This window comes from Pseudomonas sp. B21-051 (assembly GCF_024748795.1).
Taxonomy (GTDB): Bacteria; Pseudomonadota; Gammaproteobacteria; order Pseudomonadales; family Pseudomonadaceae; genus Aquipseudomonas; species Aquipseudomonas putida_A.
This window is the reverse complement of record NZ_CP087166.1, coordinates 1,861,551-1,881,228: the sequence shown is the minus strand read 5'-3', so window position 1 is coordinate 1,881,228 and position 19,678 is coordinate 1,861,551. Positions and strand designations below refer to the sequence as shown.

Genomic DNA, 19,678 nt, shown 5'->3' with positions numbered 1-19,678 from the left:
GGCTCGCTCCCACCCTTTGGAATGCATTTCCACTGTGGGAGCGAGCCTGCTCGCGAAGAGGCCCCCTCAGCCACCACAAATCCCAGACAAAAATAAACCGGCCCTCGAGCCGGTTTATTTGTTTTTCACGCCGCTTTATTTATCTGCGCCTGTCTCACCACCGCCGCCAACCGCTTCAACCCTTCATCCAGTCGCGCCGGGTCGATGTGGCTGAAATTCAAACGCAGGTGCCCGAGGTTTTTATCCGGTTCGGGAAAGAACGGCTCGCCCGGCATGAACGCCACGTCATTGGCCAGCGCTTCGTTGAGCAAGGTTCGCGTATCCAGCGGTTGCTTGAGCGTCAGCCAGAAAAACAACCCGCCCTGTGGCACGTTCCAATCGGCCAGGTCGCAAAAGTGCGTTTCCAGCGCTGACTGGAAAGCATCGCGGCGCTGCCGGTAGAAACCGCGCAGTTCGCTCTGGTGCTGCTGATATTTTTCACTGCCGATCCATTGCAGCGCCTGCCACTGGCCGATGCGATTGGTGTGCAGATCCGCCGATTGTTTGAGTTTGAGCAGGTGTGGAAACAAGTCCGGGCTGGCGATCAGGTAGCCGACGCGCAAACCCGGCAGCAAGGTTTTCGACACGGTGCCGGTGTAGATCCAGCTGGCCTTTTTCAGGCGCCCGGCAATCGGTTTGGCACTGCCGCCATCGAACGTCAGTTCGCGGTACGGCTCGTCTTCGATCAGAGTCACGCCGAATTCATCGAGCAATGCGGCGACCGCGGCGCGCTTGGCTTCGCTGTAGCGCACGGCGGATGGATTCTGGAACGTCGGGATCAGATAGATGAATGCCGGGCGATGCTGCTCAAGACGACTGCGCAGTTGCGCGAGATTGGGGCCATCGGACTCTTGCGGCACGGTCAGGCATTCGGCGCCGAACAACTGGAAGATCTGTAGCGCGGCCAGGTAGGTCGGCGCTTCCAGAAGAATTTCGGTGCCTTTGTCGATGTACAACTTGGCCGCCAGATCGAGGGTCTGCTGGGAACCGCTGACCACCAGCACCTGACTCGCCTCGCACGCCAGGCCCAGCGCCCTCGCCTGCGCTGCCAGTGCTTCACGCAGCGCCGGCTCGCCTTCGCTCATGCCGTACTGACCAAGCGCCAGCGGCATGTCGGCCCAGTCGACTTTCGGCAACATGGCTTCGGCCGGCAGCCCGCCAGCGAACGACATCACCTCCGGGCGCTGGGCGGCGGCGAGGATTTCACGGATCAGAGAACTTTTAAGGCGCGAGACACGTTCGGAAAAAGCCATGGGAGTCACCGGTAGCGAGGCCTGGGAAAAATGAGTCAAACTGGTTGACTGAAACTACGACAGCTTGAGCGAGTACGTCAACATGCTTGACCTTAAAAACCCCGCCAGCCAGCAACAAGCGATGGAAGCGTTTTTCTTCGGCTATCAGGCGTTCACGGCCAAAGCGGATGAAATGCTCGAGCGCCGCGGCCTGTCCCGGGTGCATCAGCGGATTGTGTTCTTCATCGCGCGTTATCCGAATTTGAGTGTGAAGGAGTTGCTGGGATTGCTTGGCGTGAGCAAGCAGGCGCTGAACATGCCGTTGCGCCAGCTGCAGGAAATGCATCTGGTGGAGAGCGCGGCGTCGGAGGCAGACAAGCGTAAGCGCCTGCTGGAATTGACCGTTGAAGGTGCGAAGTTTGAGCAGGCGTTACGGCGTGAACAGGTGAAGTTGCTCGAGCGGGTGTTTGCCGAGGCTGGGGAGGCGGCGGTGAATGGGTGGTTGGCGGTCAATATGGCGTTGGGAAAAAGCCAGACAGCTCTCGATTGAATAAGACGGCCTCTTCGCGAGCAAGCTCGCTCCCACAGTGGAACGCATTTCAAATGTGGGAGCGAGCTTGCTCGCGAAGGGGCCCGCACGGGCGATATATCCCTATCGCCTGACCTTTCGTAAACAAAACCAAAAACAATATTTGCTTTATTTGTACACAAAAGCATAATCCACTGCGTGCGAGTTCCTGACCGCATGGTCAACAAATTCGCGTATGCCTCAAAGGGCTGCTGCCACCCCTCATGGGTCCGGCCCTGGAAATAACAATAAAACTCTTGAGGAGTACTCGCTGTGGAAAGCCGCAAATCCGAAGCATCGACGCTGGAACTCTCGCCGCCCTTACGCACGGGCGTGCTGGAGCGCATCTTCAAACTCAGCTTGCATGGCACCACGGTGAAGACCGAGCTGATTGCCGGTCTGACAACCTTCATCACCATGGCTTACATCATCTTCGTCAACCCGAACATCATGGCCGATGCCGGGATTGATCACGGTGCAGCCTTCGTCGCCACCTGCATCGCCGCCGCACTCGGCTGCCTGCTGATGGGCCTGTACGCCAACTGGCCGGTGGGCCTGGCACCGGGCATGGGCCTCAACGCCTTCTTCACTTACACCGTGGTCGGCACCATGGGCTACAACTGGGAAACCGCGCTCGGTGCGGTGTTCGTTTCCGGTGTGCTGTTCATGATCCTGACCTTCTCACGGATTCGCGAATGGCTGCTCAACAGCATCCCGGTCAGCCTGCGCTTTGCGATGGGCGCCGGGGTCGGTCTGTTCCTCGGGCTGATCGGTCTGAAAACCGCCGGCATCGTCGTCGACAGCCCGGCCACCCTGATCAAACTCGGCTCCCTGCGTGAACCCGGCCCGCTGCTGGCGGCGATCTGCTTCCTGATGATCGCGATCCTCAGCTACCACAAAGTCTTCGGCGCGATCCTCATCAGCATCATCACCGTGACCCTGGCCGGTTGGGGCCTGGGCATCGTGCACTACGAAGGGATCATGTCGACTCCGCCAAGCCTGGCACCGACCTTCATGGCAATGAACGTCGCGGGCGTGTTCAACGTCAGCATGATCAGCGTGGTGCTGGCCTTCCTCTTCGTACACATGTTCGACACCGCCGGCACCCTGATGGGCGTCGCTCAGCGCGCCAATCTGGTCAACGCTGACGGGCGTATCGAAAACCTTTCCCGAGCGATGAAAGCCGACAGCGCCTCCAGCGTCTTCGGCGCGGTGGTCGGTGTCCCTCCGGTAACAAGCTATGTGGAAAGCGCCGCGGGTGTAGCGGCTGGTGGTCGGACTGGTCTTACCGCAGTCACCGTAGGTGTGCTATTTATAGCCGCGATGTTTTTCGCACCGCTGGCCGGGATGATTCCGGCTTACGCCACTGCTGGTGCGCTGATTTATGTCGCGATGCTGATGATGGGCGGCATGGCGCACATCGAATGGGATGAAGCCACTGACGCCATTCCGGCGATCGTCACCGCGATCATGATGCCGCTGACCTTCTCGGTCGCCGACGGCATCGCGCTGGGCTTCATCACCTATGTGGCGTTGAAGGCCGGCACCGGCAAGTACAAGGAAATTTCCGTCAGCCTGTGGGTGCTCTGTGCGATCTTCATCGCCAAGTTCATCTTCTTGTAAGCGTCACGCGGTTCAAGCGTCAAACCAGCCTCACCCTTGCGGGTGGGGCTTTTGCACATTCTTGAGTACAACAAAAAAAGGAGCAAAGTGATGAGTCTGGAAACCTGGCTGCTGTTCAGCGGCGCTGCATTGGTGGTGATCCTGATTCCGGGGCCGCTGTCATTGCTGATGATCAGCAACAGTCTGAACTACGGCTTGCGCCGCTCTTACCCGGCGTTTCTCGGCGGCGTGATTGCCTCGATCTGCCTGCTCAGTGCGTCGGCGCTGGGGCTTGGCGCCCTGCTGCTGGCGTCAGAACAACTGTTCAGCGCCCTGAAAATCGTCGGCGCGCTGTACCTGTTCTACCTCGCCTGGCAGAGCTGGCAGCAATCGCGTCAGCCGTCGGTAGGCGCCGAAGTACCGCAAGCCGCGCCGGTGCCGCGTTTCCGCACCCTGTTCGGCCGCGCATTTGTGTTGGGCGCGAGCAATCCGAAGGACATTCTGTTTTTCGCCGCGTTCCTACCGCAGTTCCTCAGCGCGCAACAGCCGTTCCTCCCGCAATTGCTGATCATGATCGCGACCTGGGTGGTGCTCGACCTGTGCTGCAAACTGGCTTACGGGCTGGGTGCGCATGGTGCGGCGCGCTATCTGCGCAGCGGCAAGGGGCAGAGCTGGTTCAACCGGGTGAGTGCCGGGTTGTTCAGTGGTGCTGGCGCAGCTTCTCTGTTGAGCCGCTAAAGCAAAAGATCGCAGCCTGCGGCAGCTCCTACATGGGATTGCATGTAGGAGCTGCCGCAGGCTGCGATCTTTTGACTTTAATGCAGGCAAAAAAAAGCCCGCAGTGTGAGCGGGCGAAAGACCAAAGAAGCTATATGCGCAGTCGCTTCCCGGTGGGGGCAGCTGCTTGGGGGTCAGCTGCCCCGGTAGGTGGAATAGCTGTAAGGCGAGATCAGCAGTGGCACGTGGTAGTGATCCTGTTCGGCAGAGATGCCAAAACGCAGCACCACCACGTCGAGGAACGCCGGCTCCGGCAGTTGCACGCCACGGGCGCGGTAGTAATCGCCGGCGTGGAACTGCACTTGATAAACCCCGGTGCGGTAGTCATCGCCTTGCAGCAGCGGCGCATCGACCCGGCCATCGCTGTTGGTAATCGCACTGGCGACCAATTCCAGATGCGAACCTTCAACGCGGTACAGCTCGACCTTGATCGAGCTGCCCGGGCAACCGTGTGCAGCGTCCAAAACGTGTGTTGTCAAACGTCCCATTGATTCTGCGCGCCTGGCCGCAAACAGCAGTCAGACTTCGCGCCTCCCGAAGTCAGGTAAAAAGGAGACCGCACCGATTCGGAGCACGAAAAGTTGCGGCGAGCGACTGATTAAGACACTTTTCAAAAAAATTGTACACAATAAAAACGACATTTTTCGCATCACCCCCGCCATTCGGGCGTTTACCCCTGATCTGCCCCTCAAGCTCCTGCCTATTGAACCTCACAGCCATTAGCTGACTGATCAGGCAGGTTTCTTGCAGGTTTACGCCATTAGCAGCAAAAGATGACAGTCGGTGAAAAATGCGAAAATTCAGGCTTACAAATTGCGAATAAAGTTGTATACAATCAACCCATCGCTGTGACGCCAGCCTGTGCAGGCCGTTACACAAACCTGTCAACGAATAAGAAGGAAGACTGCAGTGAGCGCTGACTACCCACGCGACCTGATCGGTTACGGCAGTAACCCTCCTCACCCACACTGGCCGGGCAACGCGCGCATCGCCCTGTCCTTCGTGCTCAATTACGAAGAAGGCGGCGAGCGCAACATTCTGCACGGCGACAAAGAATCCGAAGCCTTCCTCTCCGAGATGGTTGCTGCTCAACCGCTGCAAGGCGCGCGCAATATGAGCATGGAATCGCTTTACGAGTATGGCAGCCGCGCTGGCGTCTGGCGGATCCTCAAGCTGTTCAAGGAATTCGACATTCCCCTGACCATCTTCGCCGTGGCCATGGCTGCCCAGCGCCACCCGGATGTGATCCGTGCGATGGTCGAAGCCGGTCACGAGATCTGCAGCCACGGCTACCGCTGGATCGACTACCAGTACATGGACGAGGCGCAGGAACGCGAGCACATGCTCGAAGCGATCCGCATCCTCACCGAACTCACCGGTGAGCGCCCACTGGGCTGGTACACCGGCCGCACCGGCCCGAACACCCGGCGCCTGGTGATGGAAGAAGGCGGTTTTCTCTACGACTGCGACACCTACGACGACGACCTGCCCTACTGGGAACCGAACAACCCGACTGGCAAGCCGCACCTGGTGATCCCGTACACCCTCGACACCAACGACATGCGCTTCACCCAGGTGCAGGGTTTCAACAAGGGCGACGATTTCTTCGAATACCTCAAAGACGCGTTCGACGTGCTCTACGCCGAAGGTGCCGAAGCGCCGAAGATGCTTTCGATCGGTCTGCACTGCCGCCTGATCGGCCGTCCCGGGCGTCTCGCCTCGCTCAAACGCTTCATCGAATACGTCAAAGGTCATGAACAGGTGTGGTTCAGCCGTCGCGTCGACATCGCACGTCATTGGCAAGAAACCCATCCGTACCAAGGGGCTGGCAAATGAGCACCTTTCAAACGCTGCAACCGTCGACCCTGAGCCGCGACGCCTTCGTCAAAGCCTTCGCCGACATCTACGAACATTCGCCATGGGTAGCCGAGAAGGCCTACGACCTGGGCGTGGACGCTTCGATCGACGAGGTCGAAACCCTGCACCAGCGCATGAGCGACATCCTGTTGAGCGCCGATCACGCCAGTCAACTGGCACTGATCAACGCTCACCCGGACCTGGCCGGCAAAGCTGCCGTCCAAGGCCAACTCACCGAAGCCAGCACCAATGAACAGGCTGGCGCCGGTATTCACCAATGCACGGCCGAAGAGTTCCAGCGCTTCACCGAGCTGAACGACGCCTACAAGGCCAAGTTCAAGTTTCCCTTCATCATGGCGGTAAAAGGCAGCAACCGGCATCAGATCCTCGCGGCGTTCGAAACGCGCATTCACAACTCGGTCGACACCGAATTCAAATGCGCGCTGGCGGAGATCAACAAGATCGCCCTGTTCCGTTTACTGACTCTTTAGCGAAGCCTGACCCGAGTACATCAGACGCGGAGAGTACCCAGGGTCTTGCAAGCATCCCCAGCCAACTTATTAAAGGCAGACAAGAAGAATGAAAGCTTACGCCGTACCTTTCGAGAAGTTCGTCAACCTGGCCGATGCCCGTCTGGGCACCAAAATCATCTCGGTCACCGATGACTGGTTCGCAGACGCCAATCGTCTGTTTCAGCCGACCCCGGCCGTGTGGAAGGAGGGTGTGTTCGACGACAACGGCAAGTGGATGGACGGCTGGGAATCGCGTCGCAAGCGCTTTGAAGGCTACGACAGCGCGGTAATCCGCCTGGGCGTACCGGGTTCGATCAAAGGCGTGGACATCGACACTTCATTCTTCACCGGCAACTTCCCGCCATCGGCCTCGCTGGAAGCGTGCTTCCTGGCCTCGGGCGAGCCGGACGAAAACACCCAGTGGACTGAAGTGCTGTCGGCCGTCGAGCTGCAAGGCAACAGCCACCACTACCACGAAATCAGCAATGACCAAGCGTTCAGCCACTTGCGCTTCAACATCTACCCGGACGGCGGTGTCGCCCGTCTGCGCGTGTACGGCATTCCGTTCCGCGACTGGTCCGCTGTTGGCGACAACGAGCAAGTCGATCTGGCTGCAGCCCTCAACGGTGGCCGCGCCCTCGCCTGCTCCGACGAACACTTCGGTCGCATGAGCAACATTCTCAACCCGGGCCGTGGCATCAACATGGGCGACGGCTGGGAAACCGCACGTCGTCGCACCCCGGGCAATGACTGGGTGATCGTCGCGCTGGGCCACCCGGGCGAGATCGAAAAAATCATCGTCGACACCCTGCACTTCAAGGGCAACTACCCGGACACCTGTTCGATCCAGGGCGCGTTCGTCAAGGGCGGCACCGACAGCCAGATCGAAACCCAGTCGCTGTTCTGGCGTGAACTGCTGCCGAGCCAGAAGCTGGAAATGCACGCCGAACACACCTTCGTCGAGCAGATCAAGGCTCTGGGCCCGATCACTCACATCCGCCTCAACGTGTTCCCGGATGGTGGTGTGAGCCGCCTGCGCGTTCTCGGCAAGGTCGCGAAGTAATGCTGAGCCTGTAGGAGCTGCCGCAGGCTGCGATCTTTCGATCTTGATCTTAAAAAAACAAAGTCAAAAGATCGCAGGCTTCGCCAGCTCCTACAGAGATCGCGCAAGACGCACTTAAAAGTTGAACAACACAGAATTCGGAAAAGAACAGCATGCGCACACTACAGATTGAACCGCTGACCAAAGAAGCCTTCGCCCCCTTCGGTGACGTGATCGAAACCGACGGCAGCGACCACTTCATGATCAACAACGGTTCGACCATGCGCTTCCACAAACTGGCGACGGTCGAAACCGCTACGCCTGAGGACAACGCGATCATCAGCATCTTCCGCGCCGACGCGCAGGACATGCCGCTGACCGTGAGCATGCTGGAACGCCATCCGCTGGGCAGCCAGGCTTTCATTCCGCTGCTCGGCAACCCCTTTCTGATCGTGGTCGCGCCACTTGGCGATGAACCTGTATCAGGCTTGGTCCGCGCCTTCGTCACCAACGGCAGGCAGGGCATCAATTACCATCGCGGCGTCTGGCACCACCCGGTGCTGACGATCGAAAAGCGGGATGACTTCCTGGTGGTTGATCGCAGTGGCACAGGCAATAACTGCGATGAGCATTTTTTCAAAGAGGATGAGCGTTTGATCCTCGCCCCCCACCAATAAGAGAAGGTCTGATCACTCGACAACAAGAGTGACAGGCGAGAGGTAAAGACTGTGGAAGCACATCTGTTGGAATGGCTGAACCTGAGCGTGCGCTGGGTTCACATGATTACTGGCGTGGCCTGGATCGGCGCGTCGTTCTACTTCGTCTGGCTGGAGAACAACCTCAACCGCGTCAACCCGAAAACCGGTCTGGCCGGTGATCTGTGGGCAATCCACGGCGGCGGTATCTATCACCTGGAAAAATACAAACTGGCCCCACCGTCGATGCCGGAGAACCTGCACTGGTTCAAATGGGAAGCCTACTTCACCTGGATGTCGGGGATCGCGCTGCTGTGCGTGGTGTTCTACTCCAACCCCGTGCTCTACCTCGTAGCACCCGGCAGCGGCCTGACCGGCCCTGAAGGCGTGGCCATCGGCATCGGTTCGCTGATCGCTGGCTGGTTCGTCTACGACTTCCTCTGCGATTCGCCACTGGGCAAAAAACCTGCTCTGCTGGGCTTCATCCTGTTCGTGCTGATCATCGGCGCGGCGTATGGCTTCAGCAAGGTGTTCAGCGGTCGTGGTGCGTACCTGCACGTCGGCGCGATCATCGGCACCATCATGGTCGGTAACGTGTTCCGCATCATCATGCCGGCGCAGCGCGCACTGGTCGCAGCGATCGCCGAGAACCGCACGCCGGATCCGGCGCTGCCAGCCAAGGGCCTGCTGCGTTCGCGTCACAATAACTACTTCACCCTGCCGGTGCTGTTCATCATGATCAGCAACCACTTCCCGAGCACTTATGGCAGCCAGTACAACTGGTTGATCCTCGCCGGGATCGCGGTGTTGGCGGTGTTGGTGCGTCACTACTTCAACACCCGTCACGACAGCCACAAGTTTGCCTGGACCCTGCCCGTGGCAGCGGTGGGCATGATCACCCTGGCGTACGTCACCGGCCCTGCGCCGATGCCAACCGCGCCGGACGTGGCCAAGGCGCCAGCGAAAATCGAGTACCAACCGCTGCCGGAAACGGCACTGGGCGGTGGCGCGAAACCGGCTGAAACGGCGACACCTGCAGCGCCAGCCGCTCCGGCTGCCCCTGCTGCGGCACCGGCGCAAGCGTCCAATGCAGGTCCTGCGTTCGACAAGGTGCACAACGTGATCCAGGAACGTTGCGCGGTCTGCCATTCGGCCAAACCGACCAGCCCGTTGTTCAGCGCGGCGCCCGCCGGTGTGATGTTCGACACCCCCGAGCAGATCCGCCAGAACGCGGCGCGGATCCAGGCGCAAGCCATCACCACGCAGATCATGCCACTGGGCAACATCACGCAGATGACCCAGCAGGAACGTGACCTGATCGGTGCCTGGATCGCGCAGGGAGCCCAGACCAACTGAGCCAGACAAAAGCCTGTGTAAAAGCAGGCTTTTGTGGCGAGGGAGCTTGCTCCCGCTGGGTCGCGAAGCGGCCCCTCTCTTTGCCTGAAGAGCAGGGACTGCTGCGCAGTCCAGCGGGAGCAAGCTCCCTCGCCACAAAAAAATCTCTGCAGCCACAAATATCAATGATGCAAAAGGACAGCTGTGAGCCACCCGGCAGCTGTTCAATCACAAGAATAAAAAGATCCGAGGTGTTGCATGTCCGAGCTGTCCAAAGCGCGCATCCCCGACGCACCCGCCATTCAGCGTTTGCCCCTTTTGCAACTGATCCTGGTCGGTTTGCAACATGTTCTGCTGATGTACGGCGGTGCCATCGCGGTGCCGTTGATCATCGGACAGGCCGCTGGCCTGAGTCGTGAAGAAATCGCCTTCCTGATCAACGCCGACCTGCTGGTCGCCGGTATCGCCACCATCGTCCAGTCGCTCGGCATCGGTCCGATGGGCATCCGCATGCCGGTGATGATGGGCGCCAGTTTCGCGGCGGTCGGCAGCATGGTCGCCATGGCCGGCATGCCCGGTATCGGTCTGCAAGGGATCTTCGGCGCGACGATCGCCGCCGGATTCTTCGGCATGCTCATCGCGCCGTTCATGTCCAAGGTCGTGCGCTTCTTCCCGCCTTTGGTGACCGGCACGGTCATCACCTCGATCGGTCTGTCGCTGTTCCCTGTGGCCGTGAATTGGGCCGGTGGCGGTGCCGCTGCGGCGCAATTCGGTTCACCGATTTATCTGGCCGTCGCCGCCCTGGTGCTGGCGACCATTCTGCTGATCCACCGCTTCATGCGCGGATTCTGGGTCAATATTTCCGTGCTGATCGGCATGTGCCTGGGCTACGTGCTCTGCGGCGCCATCGGCATGGTCGACCTGAGCGGCATGGCCAGCGCGCCATGGGTTCAGTTCGTCACCCCGCTGCACTTCGGCATGCCGAAATTCGAACTGGCGCCAATCCTGTCGATGTGCCTGGTGGTGGTGATCATCTTCGTCGAGTCCACCGGCATGTTCCTCGCGCTGGGCAAGATCACCGGTCAGGAAGTCTGCCCACGGATGCTGCGGCGTGGCCTGCTGTGCGATGCCGGCGCTTCGTTCGTCGCCGGTTTCTTCAACACCTTCACCCATTCATCGTTCGCGCAGAACATCGGCCTGGTGCAGATGACCGGCGTGCGCTGCCGCTCGGTGACCATCGTTGCCGGCGGTTTGCTGATCGTGCTCAGCCTGCTGCCGAAAGCGGCGTTCCTGGTGGCGTCGATTCCGCCAGCGGTGTTGGGCGGTGCGGCGATCGCCATGTTCGGCATGGTCGCGGCCACCGGAATCAAGATTCTGCAAGAAGCCGACATCGGTGACCGGCGTAATCAACTGCTGGTGGCGGTAAGCATCGGCATGGGACTGATCCCGGTGGTACGTCCGGAGTTCTTCGCGCACTTGCCGATGTGGATGAGCCCGATCACCCACAGCGGCATCGCCATGGCCACCCTCAGTGCGCTGACGCTGAACCTGTTGTTCAACATCCTCGGCGGCGCCGAACGCGCAGCGATCAACAACTGCCACGCGCATCAGCACTAACCAAGTCACCACAAAACCTTGTGGGAGCGAGCCTGCTCGCGAAAGCGTTGTGTCATTCAACAGTGATGGCGACTGACACGCCCTCTTCGCGAGCAGGCTCGCTCCCACGGGGACTGTGCAACACCCTGCCTCGACAATAAAAACAAGAGGGAGCAACCTATGATTCGCACGCAAACCAACGTTCTGTTGAGTGGTGGCCTGCTGGCCGCGAGTCAGGCCATGGCGGGCGATTTACTGCTGTGGCAGACCAACAGCCTGAGCTACCTGTACGGCAAGAACTTCGCGATCAACCCGTCGATCCAGCAGACGGTGACGTTCGAGCACGCCGACAAGTGGAAGTACGGCGACAACTTCCTGTTCGTCGACAAGATCTTCTACAACGGCCAGGACGACCGCAACAAAGGCCCGCACACCTTCTACGGCGAATTCACCCCACGCTTCTCGTTCGGCAAGATCTTCGACCGGAAAATCGAATTCGGCCCGATCAAGGACGTGCTACTGGCGATGACCTACGAGTACGGCGAAGGCGACAGCGAGGCCTACCTGATCGGCCCCGGCTTCGACCTGAAAGTGCCCGGCTTCAACTACGTGACCCTGAACATCTTCCGCCGCCAGACCGAAGGCCCGCGCCCCGGCGACGGCGTGTGGCAGATCACGCCGGGCTGGTCGTACAGCGTGCCGCTGGGCAATTCCGACCTGTTGATCGACGGCTATCTGGACTGGGTCGTCGACAATGACCAGAACTCGCGCGGCACCTACCACGCCAACCTGCACATCAATCCGCAGATCAAATACGACCTCGGCAAAGCCCTGGGCTGGAGCCACAAGCAGCTGTACGTCGGCACCGAATACAGCTACTGGAAGAACAAATACGGCGTCGAAAGCAGCCACAACCTCGACACCAACCAGAACACCGCCAGCCTGCTGGTGAAGGTGCACTTCTGAGATGGCCCGCAACCGTGCCCCATACCTGTCGTCGGTGCTCTGTTGCGGGGCACTTGAGAGCTGGCCGAGGAGTCAGTATTCTCCGCGGCCTCTTGAATTCGGTCTAAAAAAAAGCCCGAATTTAATTCCTGACCGACGAGCCAACTTATCCCGGCCCCGGTCAGTACCGAGGCATCCCGAAAACACGCGCAATCGACTGTTTTTCAGCAGCCGAACGGGCGTTTTTTTGCTTTTCGAAAGCCTTGGCCCAGCTCTTGCTATCACCAGCGAAGCTGACCGATCGGATGACTTTTGCAGCAACGAAAAAAGGCGCCACACCAGAGCGCCGATCTTAAAAAAATAAACGTGGAACACCTACTTTGGGAGCAACCGAATGAAACGTATGTGCACCAGCCTGATGCTTGCGGGATCGATGCTGGCCGGCGGCCAGGCCATGGCCGATGGCCTGCTGCAATGGCAGAACAACAGCCTGACCTACCTCTACGGCAAAGACTTCAAGGTCAACCCGGCGATCCAGCAGACCGTCACCTTCGAGCACGCCGATGCCTGGAAGTACGGGGATAACTTCCTGTTCATCGACAAGATCTTCTACAACGGCAAGCCAGATGGCGGCGTCGGCAACAACACCTATTACGGTGAGTTCCAGCCGCGCATCTCGCTGGGCAAAGTCCTGGATCAGAAACTCGAATTCGGTCCGATCAAAGACGTGCTGCTGGCGATGACTTACGAGTTCGGTGAAGGCGACGTCGAGTCGTACCTGATCGGTCCAGGTTTTGACCTGGCGATCCCGGGTTTCGACTACTTCCAGCTGAACTTCTACCAGCGTCACACCGACGGCTCGCGTCCGGGTGACAACGTTTGGCAGATCACCCCGGTCTGGTCCTACACCATCCCGGTAGGCAGCTCGAACGTGCTGATCGACGGTTACATGGACTGGGTGGTCGACAACGACGTCAACAGCAAAGGCGAATACCACGCCAACCTGCACTTCAACCCACAGGTCAAATACGACCTGGGCAAGGCACTGCATTTCGGCGAGAAGCAGCTGTATGTCGGTGTTGAATACGACTACTGGAAAGACAAGTACGGGATCGACGACACCCGTGGCTTTACCACCAATCAGAACGTGACCAGCTTCCTGGTGAAGTTCCACTTCTGATAAAGATCAAAAGATCGCAGCCTGCGGCAGCTCCTACAGGGATAGCGCATTCCAATGTAGGAGCTGCCGCAGGCTGCGATCTTTTGCCTTTAAGAAGTTAACCCGAGAAACCGACACAGCTCCTCACGCTTGGCCAACGCATCGCGCCGTCCCAGGTCGATCAGCTCGCTGCAATACCCCGCCTCGAACAGCAGATAACTCAGCACCCCTGCCCCACTCGTTTTCGTCGCCCCCGGACCGCGCAGAAACAAGCGCAATGCTGCCGGCAACTCCTGACGATGTCGCGCCGCGATCTCGTCGATCGGCTGACTCGGCGAAATCACCAGCACCTCCACCGGCGCCACGCCCAGCTCGCGGGTCGGCGTGCCCTCGGGCATCAGGCGGCTGAACTGGTTGAGGCGCTGCAGCAACTCGATGTCGCTCTCCAGACTGTCAATGAACGTGCTGTTGAGCATGTGTCCGCCGATCTGCGCCAGCGTCGGTTGCTGACCGGTGTAGGCGCGCTCCAGCGGCTGCTGCGGATCAAAACCACGCGGATTGCCGCTGACGCCCACCACCAGCACCCGACTCGCGCCCAGGTGCAGCGCCGGGCTGATCGGTGCCGATTGGCGTACCGCGCCGTCACCGAAATATTCCTCACCGATTTTTACCGGGGCAAACAGCAACGGGATCGCCGAACTGGCCAGCAAATGGTCCACCGACAATTGCGCCGGTACGCCGATCCGCCGATGGCGCAACCACGCATCGATCGTGCCGCCGCCCTGATAGAAGGTCACCGCCTGGCCCGATTCGTAGCCGAACGCGGTCACCGCCACCGCATGCAATTGCTTGCGCGCGATGGATTCGGCGATGCCGGGCATGTGCAGTTTTTCATTGAGCAAGTCGCGCAGCGGCGAACTGTTGAGCAGCGCCACCGGCAGGTGTCGGCCCATACCCAGCAGGCTGTGACTGACGAAGCGACTGGCCTGACGGATCACCCCCGGCCAGTCGCTGCGCAGCACCCGATGGCTGCGAAAGCCCTGCCAGAACAGTGTGAGGCGTTCGATGGCGGCGCGAAAATCGGTGGCACCACTGGCGAGGCTGACCGCGTTAATCGCCCCGGCCGAGGTACCGACGATCACCGGAAATGGATTGTCCGCGCCCAGCGGCAGCAATTCGGCAATCGCCGCCAGCACCCCCACCTGATACGCCGCCCGAGCCCCGCCGCCGGAAAGAATCAAACCTGTGACCGGTTCAGCTGGGCTCATCGCAACGCTCCATGGTGCTTGAAAGGGTGAGTGAATCAGCCGCGCCGTTTCGGGTAAAGCTTCGGCTCGCCCGGTGGACGGCTCTTGAAGCGGCGATGCGCCCACAAGTATTGCTCAGGGCAGGCGCGCAGCGCACTTTCCACCCACTGGTTGATGCGGATGCAGTCGGCCTCTTCGGTCTCGCCCGGGAAGTCTTCCAGCGGCGGGTGGATCACCAGTTTGTAACCGCTGCCATCCGCCAGACGCTCCTGAGTAAACGGCACCACCAGCGCTTTACCCAAGCGGGCGAATTTGGTGGTCGCGGTCACGGTCGCCGCCTGAATGCCGAACAGCGGCACGAAGATGCTTTGCTTGGCACCGTAGTCCTGATCCGGTGCGTACCAGATCGCCCGACCCGAACGCAGCAGCTTGAGCATGCCGCGCACGTCGTCACGCTCCACCGCCAGCGAATCGAGGTTGTGCCGCTCGCGGCCCCGCCGCTGGACGAAATCGAACAACGGGTTCTTGTGCTCGCGGTACATGCCGTCGATGGTGTGCTGCTGGCCGAGCAACGCCGCGCCGATTTCCAGGGTGGTGAAGTGCGCGGCCATCAGAATGACGCCCTTGCCCTCGCGCTGGGCCTTTTGCAGATGCTTCAGGCCTTCGACATGCGCCAGTTTGGCCAGACGCTCACGGGACCACCACCAGCTCATCGCCATTTCAAAAAATGCGATGCCGGTGGAGGCGAAGTTTTCCTTGAGCAGGCGTTTGCGCTCGGCAGCGGATTTTTCCGGGAAGCACAGTTCGAGATTGCGCTTGGCGATGCGCCGCCGGTCGCCGGCCACGCGATACATCAATGCGCCCAGAATACGACCGATCGTCAGTAAAACCGCATATGGCAACTGCACGACCAGCCACAACAGCCCCAGACCGCACCAGAGCGGCCAGAAGCGGGGAGAAAGAAAGGCTCTTCGAAAACGCGGGCGATCCATTAAAGCTTCCGTAAATTCAGTGGCCGCGCATTCTACATCGTTCGACCCGGCTTGCGGCTCGCGGGCGTTCTCGTTATAAGTCTCGGCACTTTTAGTGACAAGCCGTTGTATGCCGATATGAGCCAAAACGAATCGCCAGACCGAGATCCCGTGTTCCAGTTGAAGGGCAGCATGCTGGCCATCACGGTGCTGGAACTGTCCCGCAACGACCTCGACAGCCTTGATCGGCAACTGGCCGCCAAAGTCGCCCAGGCGCCGAATTTCTTCAGCAATGCACCGTTGGTCCTGGCGCTGGACAAACTGCCGCCCGGCGAAGGCGCGGTTGATCTGCCCGGCCTGATGCGCGTGTGCCGCCAGCATGGCCTGCGCACCCTGGCGATCCGCGCCAGCCGTATCGAAGATATCGCCGCCGCCATCGCCATCGACATCCCGGTGCTGCCGCCGTCCGGCGCCCGTGAGCGACCGCTGGAAACGCCAGAACCGGAAGTCAAAAAGAAGCCGGAAAAGCCGCCGGAGCCGACGGTCAAACCGACCCGCGTCATCACTACGCCAGTACGTGGTGGCCAACAGATATATGCCCAGGGTGGCGATCTGGTAGTGGTTTCCTCGGTCAGTCCGGGGGCGGAACTTCTTGCCGATGGCAACATCCATGTATACGGCCCGATGCGCGGTCGCGCACTGGCCGGCGTCAAAGGCGACACCAAGGCCCGGATTTTCTGTCAGCAATTGAGCGCTGAACTGATCTCCATCGCCGGGCATTACAAGGTTTCCGAAGATTTGCGCCGCGATCCACTGTGGGGCTCCGGCGTACAGGTCAGCCTGTCGGCCGACGTGTTGAACATCATTCGGCTTTAACGGATACTGCCGCATTTTCCAAGCATCTCTAAAACGTAGCGAAAACGGCTCAAACGAAGTAGGAAAAAGGATCAAGGAGCGTTTGCCCCCGGCAATTGCGACTTGCGCCGAATTCCAGCCAAGGCTGTCCGACTGCAGTAGTTTTCAAGAGATGTTTTTCAGGGGCTAAAAAGTCCTTCTTCCTTAGGGGTGAAACACCTTGGCCAAGATTCTCGTGGTTACATCCGGCAAGGGTGGTGTGGGTAAGACCACCACCAGCGCCGCTATCGGTACCGGCCTCGCTCTGCGCGGCCACAAAACAGTGATCGTCGACTTCGACGTGGGCCTGCGTAACCTCGACCTGATCATGGGTTGCGAGCGTCGCGTAGTGTACGACTTCGTCAACGTGGTCAACGGCGAAGCCAACCTGCAGCAGGCCCTGATCAAAGACAAGCGCCTGGAAAACCTCTACGTGCTGGCCGCCAGCCAGACCCGCGACAAAGACGCGCTGACCCAGGAAGGCGTGGAAAAAGTCCTGATGCAGTTGAAGGAAGACTTCGACTTCGTGGTCTGCGACTCCCCGGCGGGCATCGAGAAAGGTGCGCACCTGGCCATGTATTTCGCCGACGAAGCGATCATCGTGACCAACCCGGAAGTGTCCTCGGTACGTGACTCCGACCGCATGCTCGGCCTGCTGGCCAGCAAATCGCGTCGTGCCGAACTCGGCGAAGAGCCGATCAAGGAACACCTCCTGCTGACCCGTTACAACCCGCAGCGCGTCAGCGATGGCGAAATGCTGGGCGTCGAAGACGTGAAGGAAATTCTGGCCGTGACCCTGCTGGGCGTCATCCCTGAGTCGCAGGCGGTCCTGAAGGCTTCCAACTCGGGCGTCCCGGTGATTCTCGACGACCAGAGTGATGCCGGTCAGGCCTACAGCGATGCCGTTGATCGTCTGCTGGGCAAAGAAAAAGAACATCGTTTCCTCGATGTTACGAAGAAGGGATTCTTCGAGCGCCTGTTTGGAGGTAGGTAATGAACCTTTTTGACTTCTTTCGTGCCAACAAAAAGCCAAGTACCGCCTCGGTAGCGAAAGAGCGTCTACAGATCATCGTGGCGCATGAGCGCGGCCAGCGCAGCACGCCGGATTACCTGCCAGCCTTGCAGAAGGAACTGGTCGACGTGATCCGCAAGTACGTCAACATCGGCAACGACGACGTACATGTTGCACTGGAAAGCCAGGGCAGTTGCTCGATTCTGGAACTCAACATCACCCTGCCCGATCGCTGAGTCGATCCGGCAGTCGCTACGGCGGCTCGGGCTGTTGATGCTCGTGTAGGAGCTGCAGAAGGCTGCGATCTTTTGATCTTCAACATCAAAAGATCGCAGCCTTCGGCAGCTCCTACAGGGTTATCAACAGTCTGAGCCGCCGTTGGCATTTGTTACGAGGCTGTTTTAATGCCGTTGTCCAACATCCGCATCATTCATCAGGACGCCGCCGTACTGGTGGTCGACAAACCGACGTTGCTGCTCTCGGTGCCCGGTCGCGCCGACGACAACAAGGACTGCCTGATCACCCGCCTGCAGGAAAACGGCTACCCGGCAGCGCGCATCGTCCATCGCCTGGACTGGGAAACCTCCGGCATCATTCTGCTGGCCCGCGACGCCGACACCCACCGCGAACTGTCGCGGCAGTTTCACGACCGTGAAACCGAAAAGGCCTACACCGCCCTGGCCTGGGGCCAGCCGGAACTGGACAGCGGCAGCATCGACCTGCCCCTGCGCTACGATCCACCGACCAAACCGCGGCACGTGGTCGACCACGAATTCGGCAAGCATGCGCTGACCTTCTGGCGCGTACTGGAACGTTGCGGCGATTGGTGCCGCGTCGAACTGACGCCGATCACCGGGCGCTCGCACCAGTTGCGTGTGCACATGCTGTCCATTGGTCACCCGCTGCTGGGCGACGGGCTCTACGCCCACGAACAGGCCCTGGCCGCCTGGCCGCGTCTGTGCCTGCACGCCAGCATGCTGAGCTTCACCCACCCGCAAACCGGCGAGCGTCTGCGCTTCGAATGCCCGGCCCCGTTTTAAGCGTTGCCTGAGCGGCAGCGCGTTTTTTTGTACAAGGATTTTGTTTTCGGATGAGTTGTATTGATTCCCTGGTAACACCCCTCACGAAAGTTCGTCATCAACTGCTTTACCTGATTTACGGCAATCAGGATGTGTACCGGCGCGAAGCCAAGTTCAGCATCCTGACCGCGCTGTCCCAAGTCAAAAACGGCGAGCGACCGGCCATCCGCATTCTCACCGATCGCCCCGATGACTATGCGGGCTGGCCGGTCGACACGGTGTTGCTGGACGAAGCGACCCTGACCCGCTGGCAAGGCACCCACGGCTATCACCACCGTCGCAAGGCCTGCGCCATCGCCGCGGGCATGCAGTGGGCGGAAAAGACCCTGTTCGTCGACACCGACACCCTGTTTACCCGCCACCCGAGCCAACTGTTCAAACTCATCGAGCCGAACCGCTCGGTGATGGATCGCTTCGAGTACGACTGGAAAGATGTGCACCAGCGTCCCGACTATCAAAAACTCGGTCGCGACCTGCGCCGCCACGGCGTGACACCGGATAACGGGTTCAAGCTTTACAACAGCGGTTTGTGCGGCGTGACCGACAGGGATTCGGCGCTGTTCGAAGAGTCGATTCGCCTGATTGATGAATGGACACTCGGCGGCTTCGAAATCCACACCATCGAACAGATCGCCCTGTCGTACGCCATGCGCGAGCGGCAAGTGGTGGAAGCGCGCAAACACGTCTACCACTACTTCGCAGAAAAACGTTTTTTCCACGCGATGCAGACGTACTTCTTCTCCCAGCACGGCGAGCAGTTCAGCCAGCGCCTGGTGGATCTGTGCAGCGATGTGCCACGGGTCAAACCGTTCCCGTCGGCCTGGCGCCGATTGAAAATCAAATGGAAGCTGCGTCACCAGAGCGGCACGCTGCGCAAGGTCGGTCGTGATCTGCTGTACGGCAGCGCGGCGCCGGAAGATCCGTACTACAGCGCCTGCCGCCACGAATGGTGGGAATGCGCCTCGCGGGAAATACTCCGTTGGGACGAAAGCCGTCAGAAAAAACTGCTGAGCCAGAAGCCCTGGCCGCAACAGCTACCGCGTCCGGATAAACCCGAGGACGAAAAAGTCATCATGAGCTACCTGAAAAAGCGCGTAGCCGCCGCCCGCTGAATCC

The 19,678-nt window shown here is 59.8% G+C and carries 20 protein-coding genes; 16 read left to right on the top strand and 4 right to left on the bottom strand.

Annotation, left to right across the window (positions count from 1 at the left end):
* Nucleotides 1-125: 125 nt before the first annotated feature.
* The gene (locus LOY52_RS08520) at nt 126-1,292 is read right to left on the bottom strand and encodes a PLP-dependent aminotransferase family protein (protein ID WP_258679058.1); all 1,167 of its coding nucleotides are present in this window, start codon (nt 1,290-1,292) and stop codon (nt 126-128) included.
* 82 nt (nt 1,293-1,374) lie between these two features.
* On the opposite strand from LOY52_RS08520, the gene LOY52_RS08515 reads away from it, so the two are divergent.
* The 3 genes from LOY52_RS08515 to LOY52_RS08505 all read left to right on the top strand — a co-directional run bounded on the left by LOY52_RS08515 (nt 1,375) and on the right by LOY52_RS08505 (nt 4,179).
* Nucleotides 1,375-1,821 (top strand): MarR family winged helix-turn-helix transcriptional regulator, encoded by a 447-nt coding sequence (locus LOY52_RS08515; RefSeq protein WP_258679835.1) that lies wholly within the window; start codon nt 1,375-1,377, stop codon nt 1,819-1,821.
* 291 nt (nt 1,822-2,112) lie between these two features.
* Nucleotides 2,113-3,462: an NCS2 family permease gene (locus tag LOY52_RS08510; RefSeq protein ID WP_027613339.1), complete on the top strand. Its 1,350-nt coding sequence runs from the start codon at nt 2,113-2,115 to the stop codon at nt 3,460-3,462.
* 90 nt (nt 3,463-3,552) lie between these two features.
* Nucleotides 3,553-4,179, top strand: a complete 627-nt coding sequence (locus LOY52_RS08505) for a LysE family translocator (protein WP_064586707.1) — start codon at nt 3,553-3,555, stop codon at nt 4,177-4,179.
* 173 nt (nt 4,180-4,352) lie between these two features.
* Here the strand turns inward: LOY52_RS08505 and uraH are convergent, their stop codons facing one another.
* A complete protein-coding gene (gene uraH, locus LOY52_RS08500) occupies nt 4,353-4,706 on the bottom strand; it encodes a hydroxyisourate hydrolase (protein WP_003223171.1) in 354 nt (117 codons plus the stop codon).
* 421 nt (nt 4,707-5,127) lie between these two features.
* Here uraH and puuE point away from each other — a divergent pair, with 421 nt between their 5' ends.
* From puuE to LOY52_RS08460, 8 genes are all read left to right on the top strand, one after another.
* Nucleotides 5,128-6,054 (top strand): allantoinase PuuE, encoded by a 927-nt coding sequence (gene puuE / locus LOY52_RS08495; protein WP_007960654.1) that lies wholly within the window; start codon nt 5,128-5,130, stop codon nt 6,052-6,054.
* Nucleotides 6,051-6,566 carry a 2-oxo-4-hydroxy-4-carboxy-5-ureidoimidazoline decarboxylase gene (uraD, locus tag LOY52_RS08490; protein ID WP_258679057.1) on the top strand — a complete coding sequence of 172 codons (516 nt, stop codon included), beginning with the start codon at nt 6,051-6,053 and terminating at the stop codon, nt 6,564-6,566. Before puuE ends, uraD begins: the two co-directional genes overlap by 4 nt.
* An 88-nt stretch (nt 6,567-6,654) precedes the next feature.
* A complete protein-coding gene (gene alc / locus LOY52_RS08485) occupies nt 6,655-7,650 on the top strand; it encodes an allantoicase (RefSeq protein WP_003223166.1) in 996 nt (331 codons plus the stop codon).
* Between the two features lie 152 nt (nt 7,651-7,802).
* Complete coding sequence (locus LOY52_RS08480) at nt 7,803-8,306, top strand: ureidoglycolate lyase (protein WP_007960648.1); 504 nt, start codon at nt 7,803-7,805, stop codon at nt 8,304-8,306.
* Between the two features lie 51 nt (nt 8,307-8,357).
* Entirely contained in the window at nt 8,358-9,680 is a 1,323-nt protein-coding gene (locus tag LOY52_RS08475; protein WP_258679056.1) for a urate hydroxylase PuuD, read from the top strand.
* 237 nt (nt 9,681-9,917) lie between these two features.
* The gene (locus LOY52_RS08470; RefSeq protein ID WP_258679055.1) at nt 9,918-11,276 is read left to right on the top strand and encodes a nucleobase:cation symporter-2 family protein; all 1,359 of its coding nucleotides are present in this window, start codon (nt 9,918-9,920) and stop codon (nt 11,274-11,276) included.
* Between the two features lie 159 nt (nt 11,277-11,435).
* Nucleotides 11,436-12,221, top strand: coding sequence for an outer membrane protein OmpK (locus tag LOY52_RS08465; protein WP_258679054.1), 786 nt, complete (start codon nt 11,436-11,438; stop codon nt 12,219-12,221).
* 373 nt (nt 12,222-12,594) lie between these two features.
* Complete coding sequence (locus LOY52_RS08460) at nt 12,595-13,380, top strand: outer membrane protein OmpK (RefSeq protein ID WP_041068818.1); 786 nt, start codon at nt 12,595-12,597, stop codon at nt 13,378-13,380.
* 89 nt (nt 13,381-13,469) lie between these two features.
* Here LOY52_RS08460 and LOY52_RS08455 read toward each other — a convergent pair whose 3' ends face one another.
* Complete coding sequence (locus LOY52_RS08455) at nt 13,470-14,627, bottom strand: patatin-like phospholipase family protein (RefSeq protein ID WP_258679053.1); 1,158 nt, start codon at nt 14,625-14,627, stop codon at nt 13,470-13,472.
* A 35-nt stretch (nt 14,628-14,662) separates the two neighbouring features.
* Nucleotides 14,663-15,598 carry a lipid A biosynthesis lauroyl acyltransferase gene (locus LOY52_RS08450; RefSeq protein WP_258679052.1) on the bottom strand — a complete coding sequence of 312 codons (936 nt, stop codon included), beginning with the start codon at nt 15,596-15,598 and terminating at the stop codon, nt 14,663-14,665.
* Between the two features lie 117 nt (nt 15,599-15,715).
* Here LOY52_RS08450 and minC point away from each other — a divergent pair, with 117 nt between their 5' ends.
* The 5 genes from minC (at nt 15,716) to LOY52_RS08425 (ending at nt 19,674) form a co-directional block, all read left to right on the top strand.
* On the top strand, nt 15,716-16,453 hold the full coding sequence (gene minC, locus LOY52_RS08445; protein ID WP_258679051.1) for a septum site-determining protein MinC: 738 nt from the start codon (nt 15,716-15,718) through the stop codon (nt 16,451-16,453).
* A gap of 199 nt (nt 16,454-16,652) precedes the next feature.
* Nucleotides 16,653-17,465 (top strand): septum site-determining protein MinD, encoded by an 813-nt coding sequence (minD, locus tag LOY52_RS08440; protein ID WP_007960626.1) that lies wholly within the window; start codon nt 16,653-16,655, stop codon nt 17,463-17,465.
* Nucleotides 17,465-17,719, top strand: coding sequence for a cell division topological specificity factor MinE (gene minE / locus LOY52_RS08435; RefSeq protein WP_003223146.1), 255 nt, complete (start codon nt 17,465-17,467; stop codon nt 17,717-17,719). The genes minD and minE overlap by 1 nt, the downstream gene beginning before the upstream one ends.
* Nucleotides 17,720-17,887: 168 nt before the next feature.
* Nucleotides 17,888-18,523, top strand: coding sequence for an RluA family pseudouridine synthase (locus LOY52_RS08430; protein ID WP_258679050.1), 636 nt, complete (start codon nt 17,888-17,890; stop codon nt 18,521-18,523).
* Nucleotides 18,524-18,573: 50 nt separating this feature from the next.
* Entirely contained in the window at nt 18,574-19,674 is a 1,101-nt protein-coding gene (locus tag LOY52_RS08425; RefSeq protein ID WP_258679049.1) for a hypothetical protein, read from the top strand.
* The last annotated feature ends 4 nt before the right edge of the window (nt 19,675-19,678 follow it).

Coding starts and splice junctions, on each gene's coding strand:
- LOY52_RS08520 (WP_258679058.1), bottom strand. CDS start 1,292: ATGGCTTTTTCCGAACGTGTCTCGCGCCTTAAAAGTTCTCTGATCCGT.
- LOY52_RS08515 (WP_258679835.1), top strand. CDS start 1,375: ATGCTTGACCTTAAAAACCCCGCCAGCCAGCAACAAGCGATGGAAGCG.
- LOY52_RS08505 (WP_064586707.1), top strand. CDS start 3,553: ATGAGTCTGGAAACCTGGCTGCTGTTCAGCGGCGCTGCATTGGTGGTG.
- uraH (WP_003223171.1), bottom strand. CDS start 4,706: ATGGGACGTTTGACAACACACGTTTTGGACGCTGCACACGGTTGCCCG.
- uraD (WP_258679057.1), top strand. CDS start 6,051: ATGAGCACCTTTCAAACGCTGCAACCGTCGACCCTGAGCCGCGACGCC.
- alc (WP_003223166.1), top strand. CDS start 6,655: ATGAAAGCTTACGCCGTACCTTTCGAGAAGTTCGTCAACCTGGCCGAT.
- LOY52_RS08480 (WP_007960648.1), top strand. CDS start 7,803: ATGCGCACACTACAGATTGAACCGCTGACCAAAGAAGCCTTCGCCCCC.
- LOY52_RS08470 (WP_258679055.1), top strand. CDS start 9,918: ATGTCCGAGCTGTCCAAAGCGCGCATCCCCGACGCACCCGCCATTCAG.
- LOY52_RS08465 (WP_258679054.1), top strand. CDS start 11,436: ATGATTCGCACGCAAACCAACGTTCTGTTGAGTGGTGGCCTGCTGGCC.
- LOY52_RS08460 (WP_041068818.1), top strand. CDS start 12,595: ATGAAACGTATGTGCACCAGCCTGATGCTTGCGGGATCGATGCTGGCC.
- LOY52_RS08455 (WP_258679053.1), bottom strand. CDS start 14,627: ATGAGCCCAGCTGAACCGGTCACAGGTTTGATTCTTTCCGGCGGCGGG.
- LOY52_RS08450 (WP_258679052.1), bottom strand. CDS start 15,598: ATGGATCGCCCGCGTTTTCGAAGAGCCTTTCTTTCTCCCCGCTTCTGG.
- minC (WP_258679051.1), top strand. CDS start 15,716: ATGAGCCAAAACGAATCGCCAGACCGAGATCCCGTGTTCCAGTTGAAG.
- minE (WP_003223146.1), top strand. CDS start 17,465: ATGAACCTTTTTGACTTCTTTCGTGCCAACAAAAAGCCAAGTACCGCC.
- LOY52_RS08430 (WP_258679050.1), top strand. CDS start 17,888: ATGCCGTTGTCCAACATCCGCATCATTCATCAGGACGCCGCCGTACTG.
- LOY52_RS08425 (WP_258679049.1), top strand. CDS start 18,574: ATGAGTTGTATTGATTCCCTGGTAACACCCCTCACGAAAGTTCGTCAT.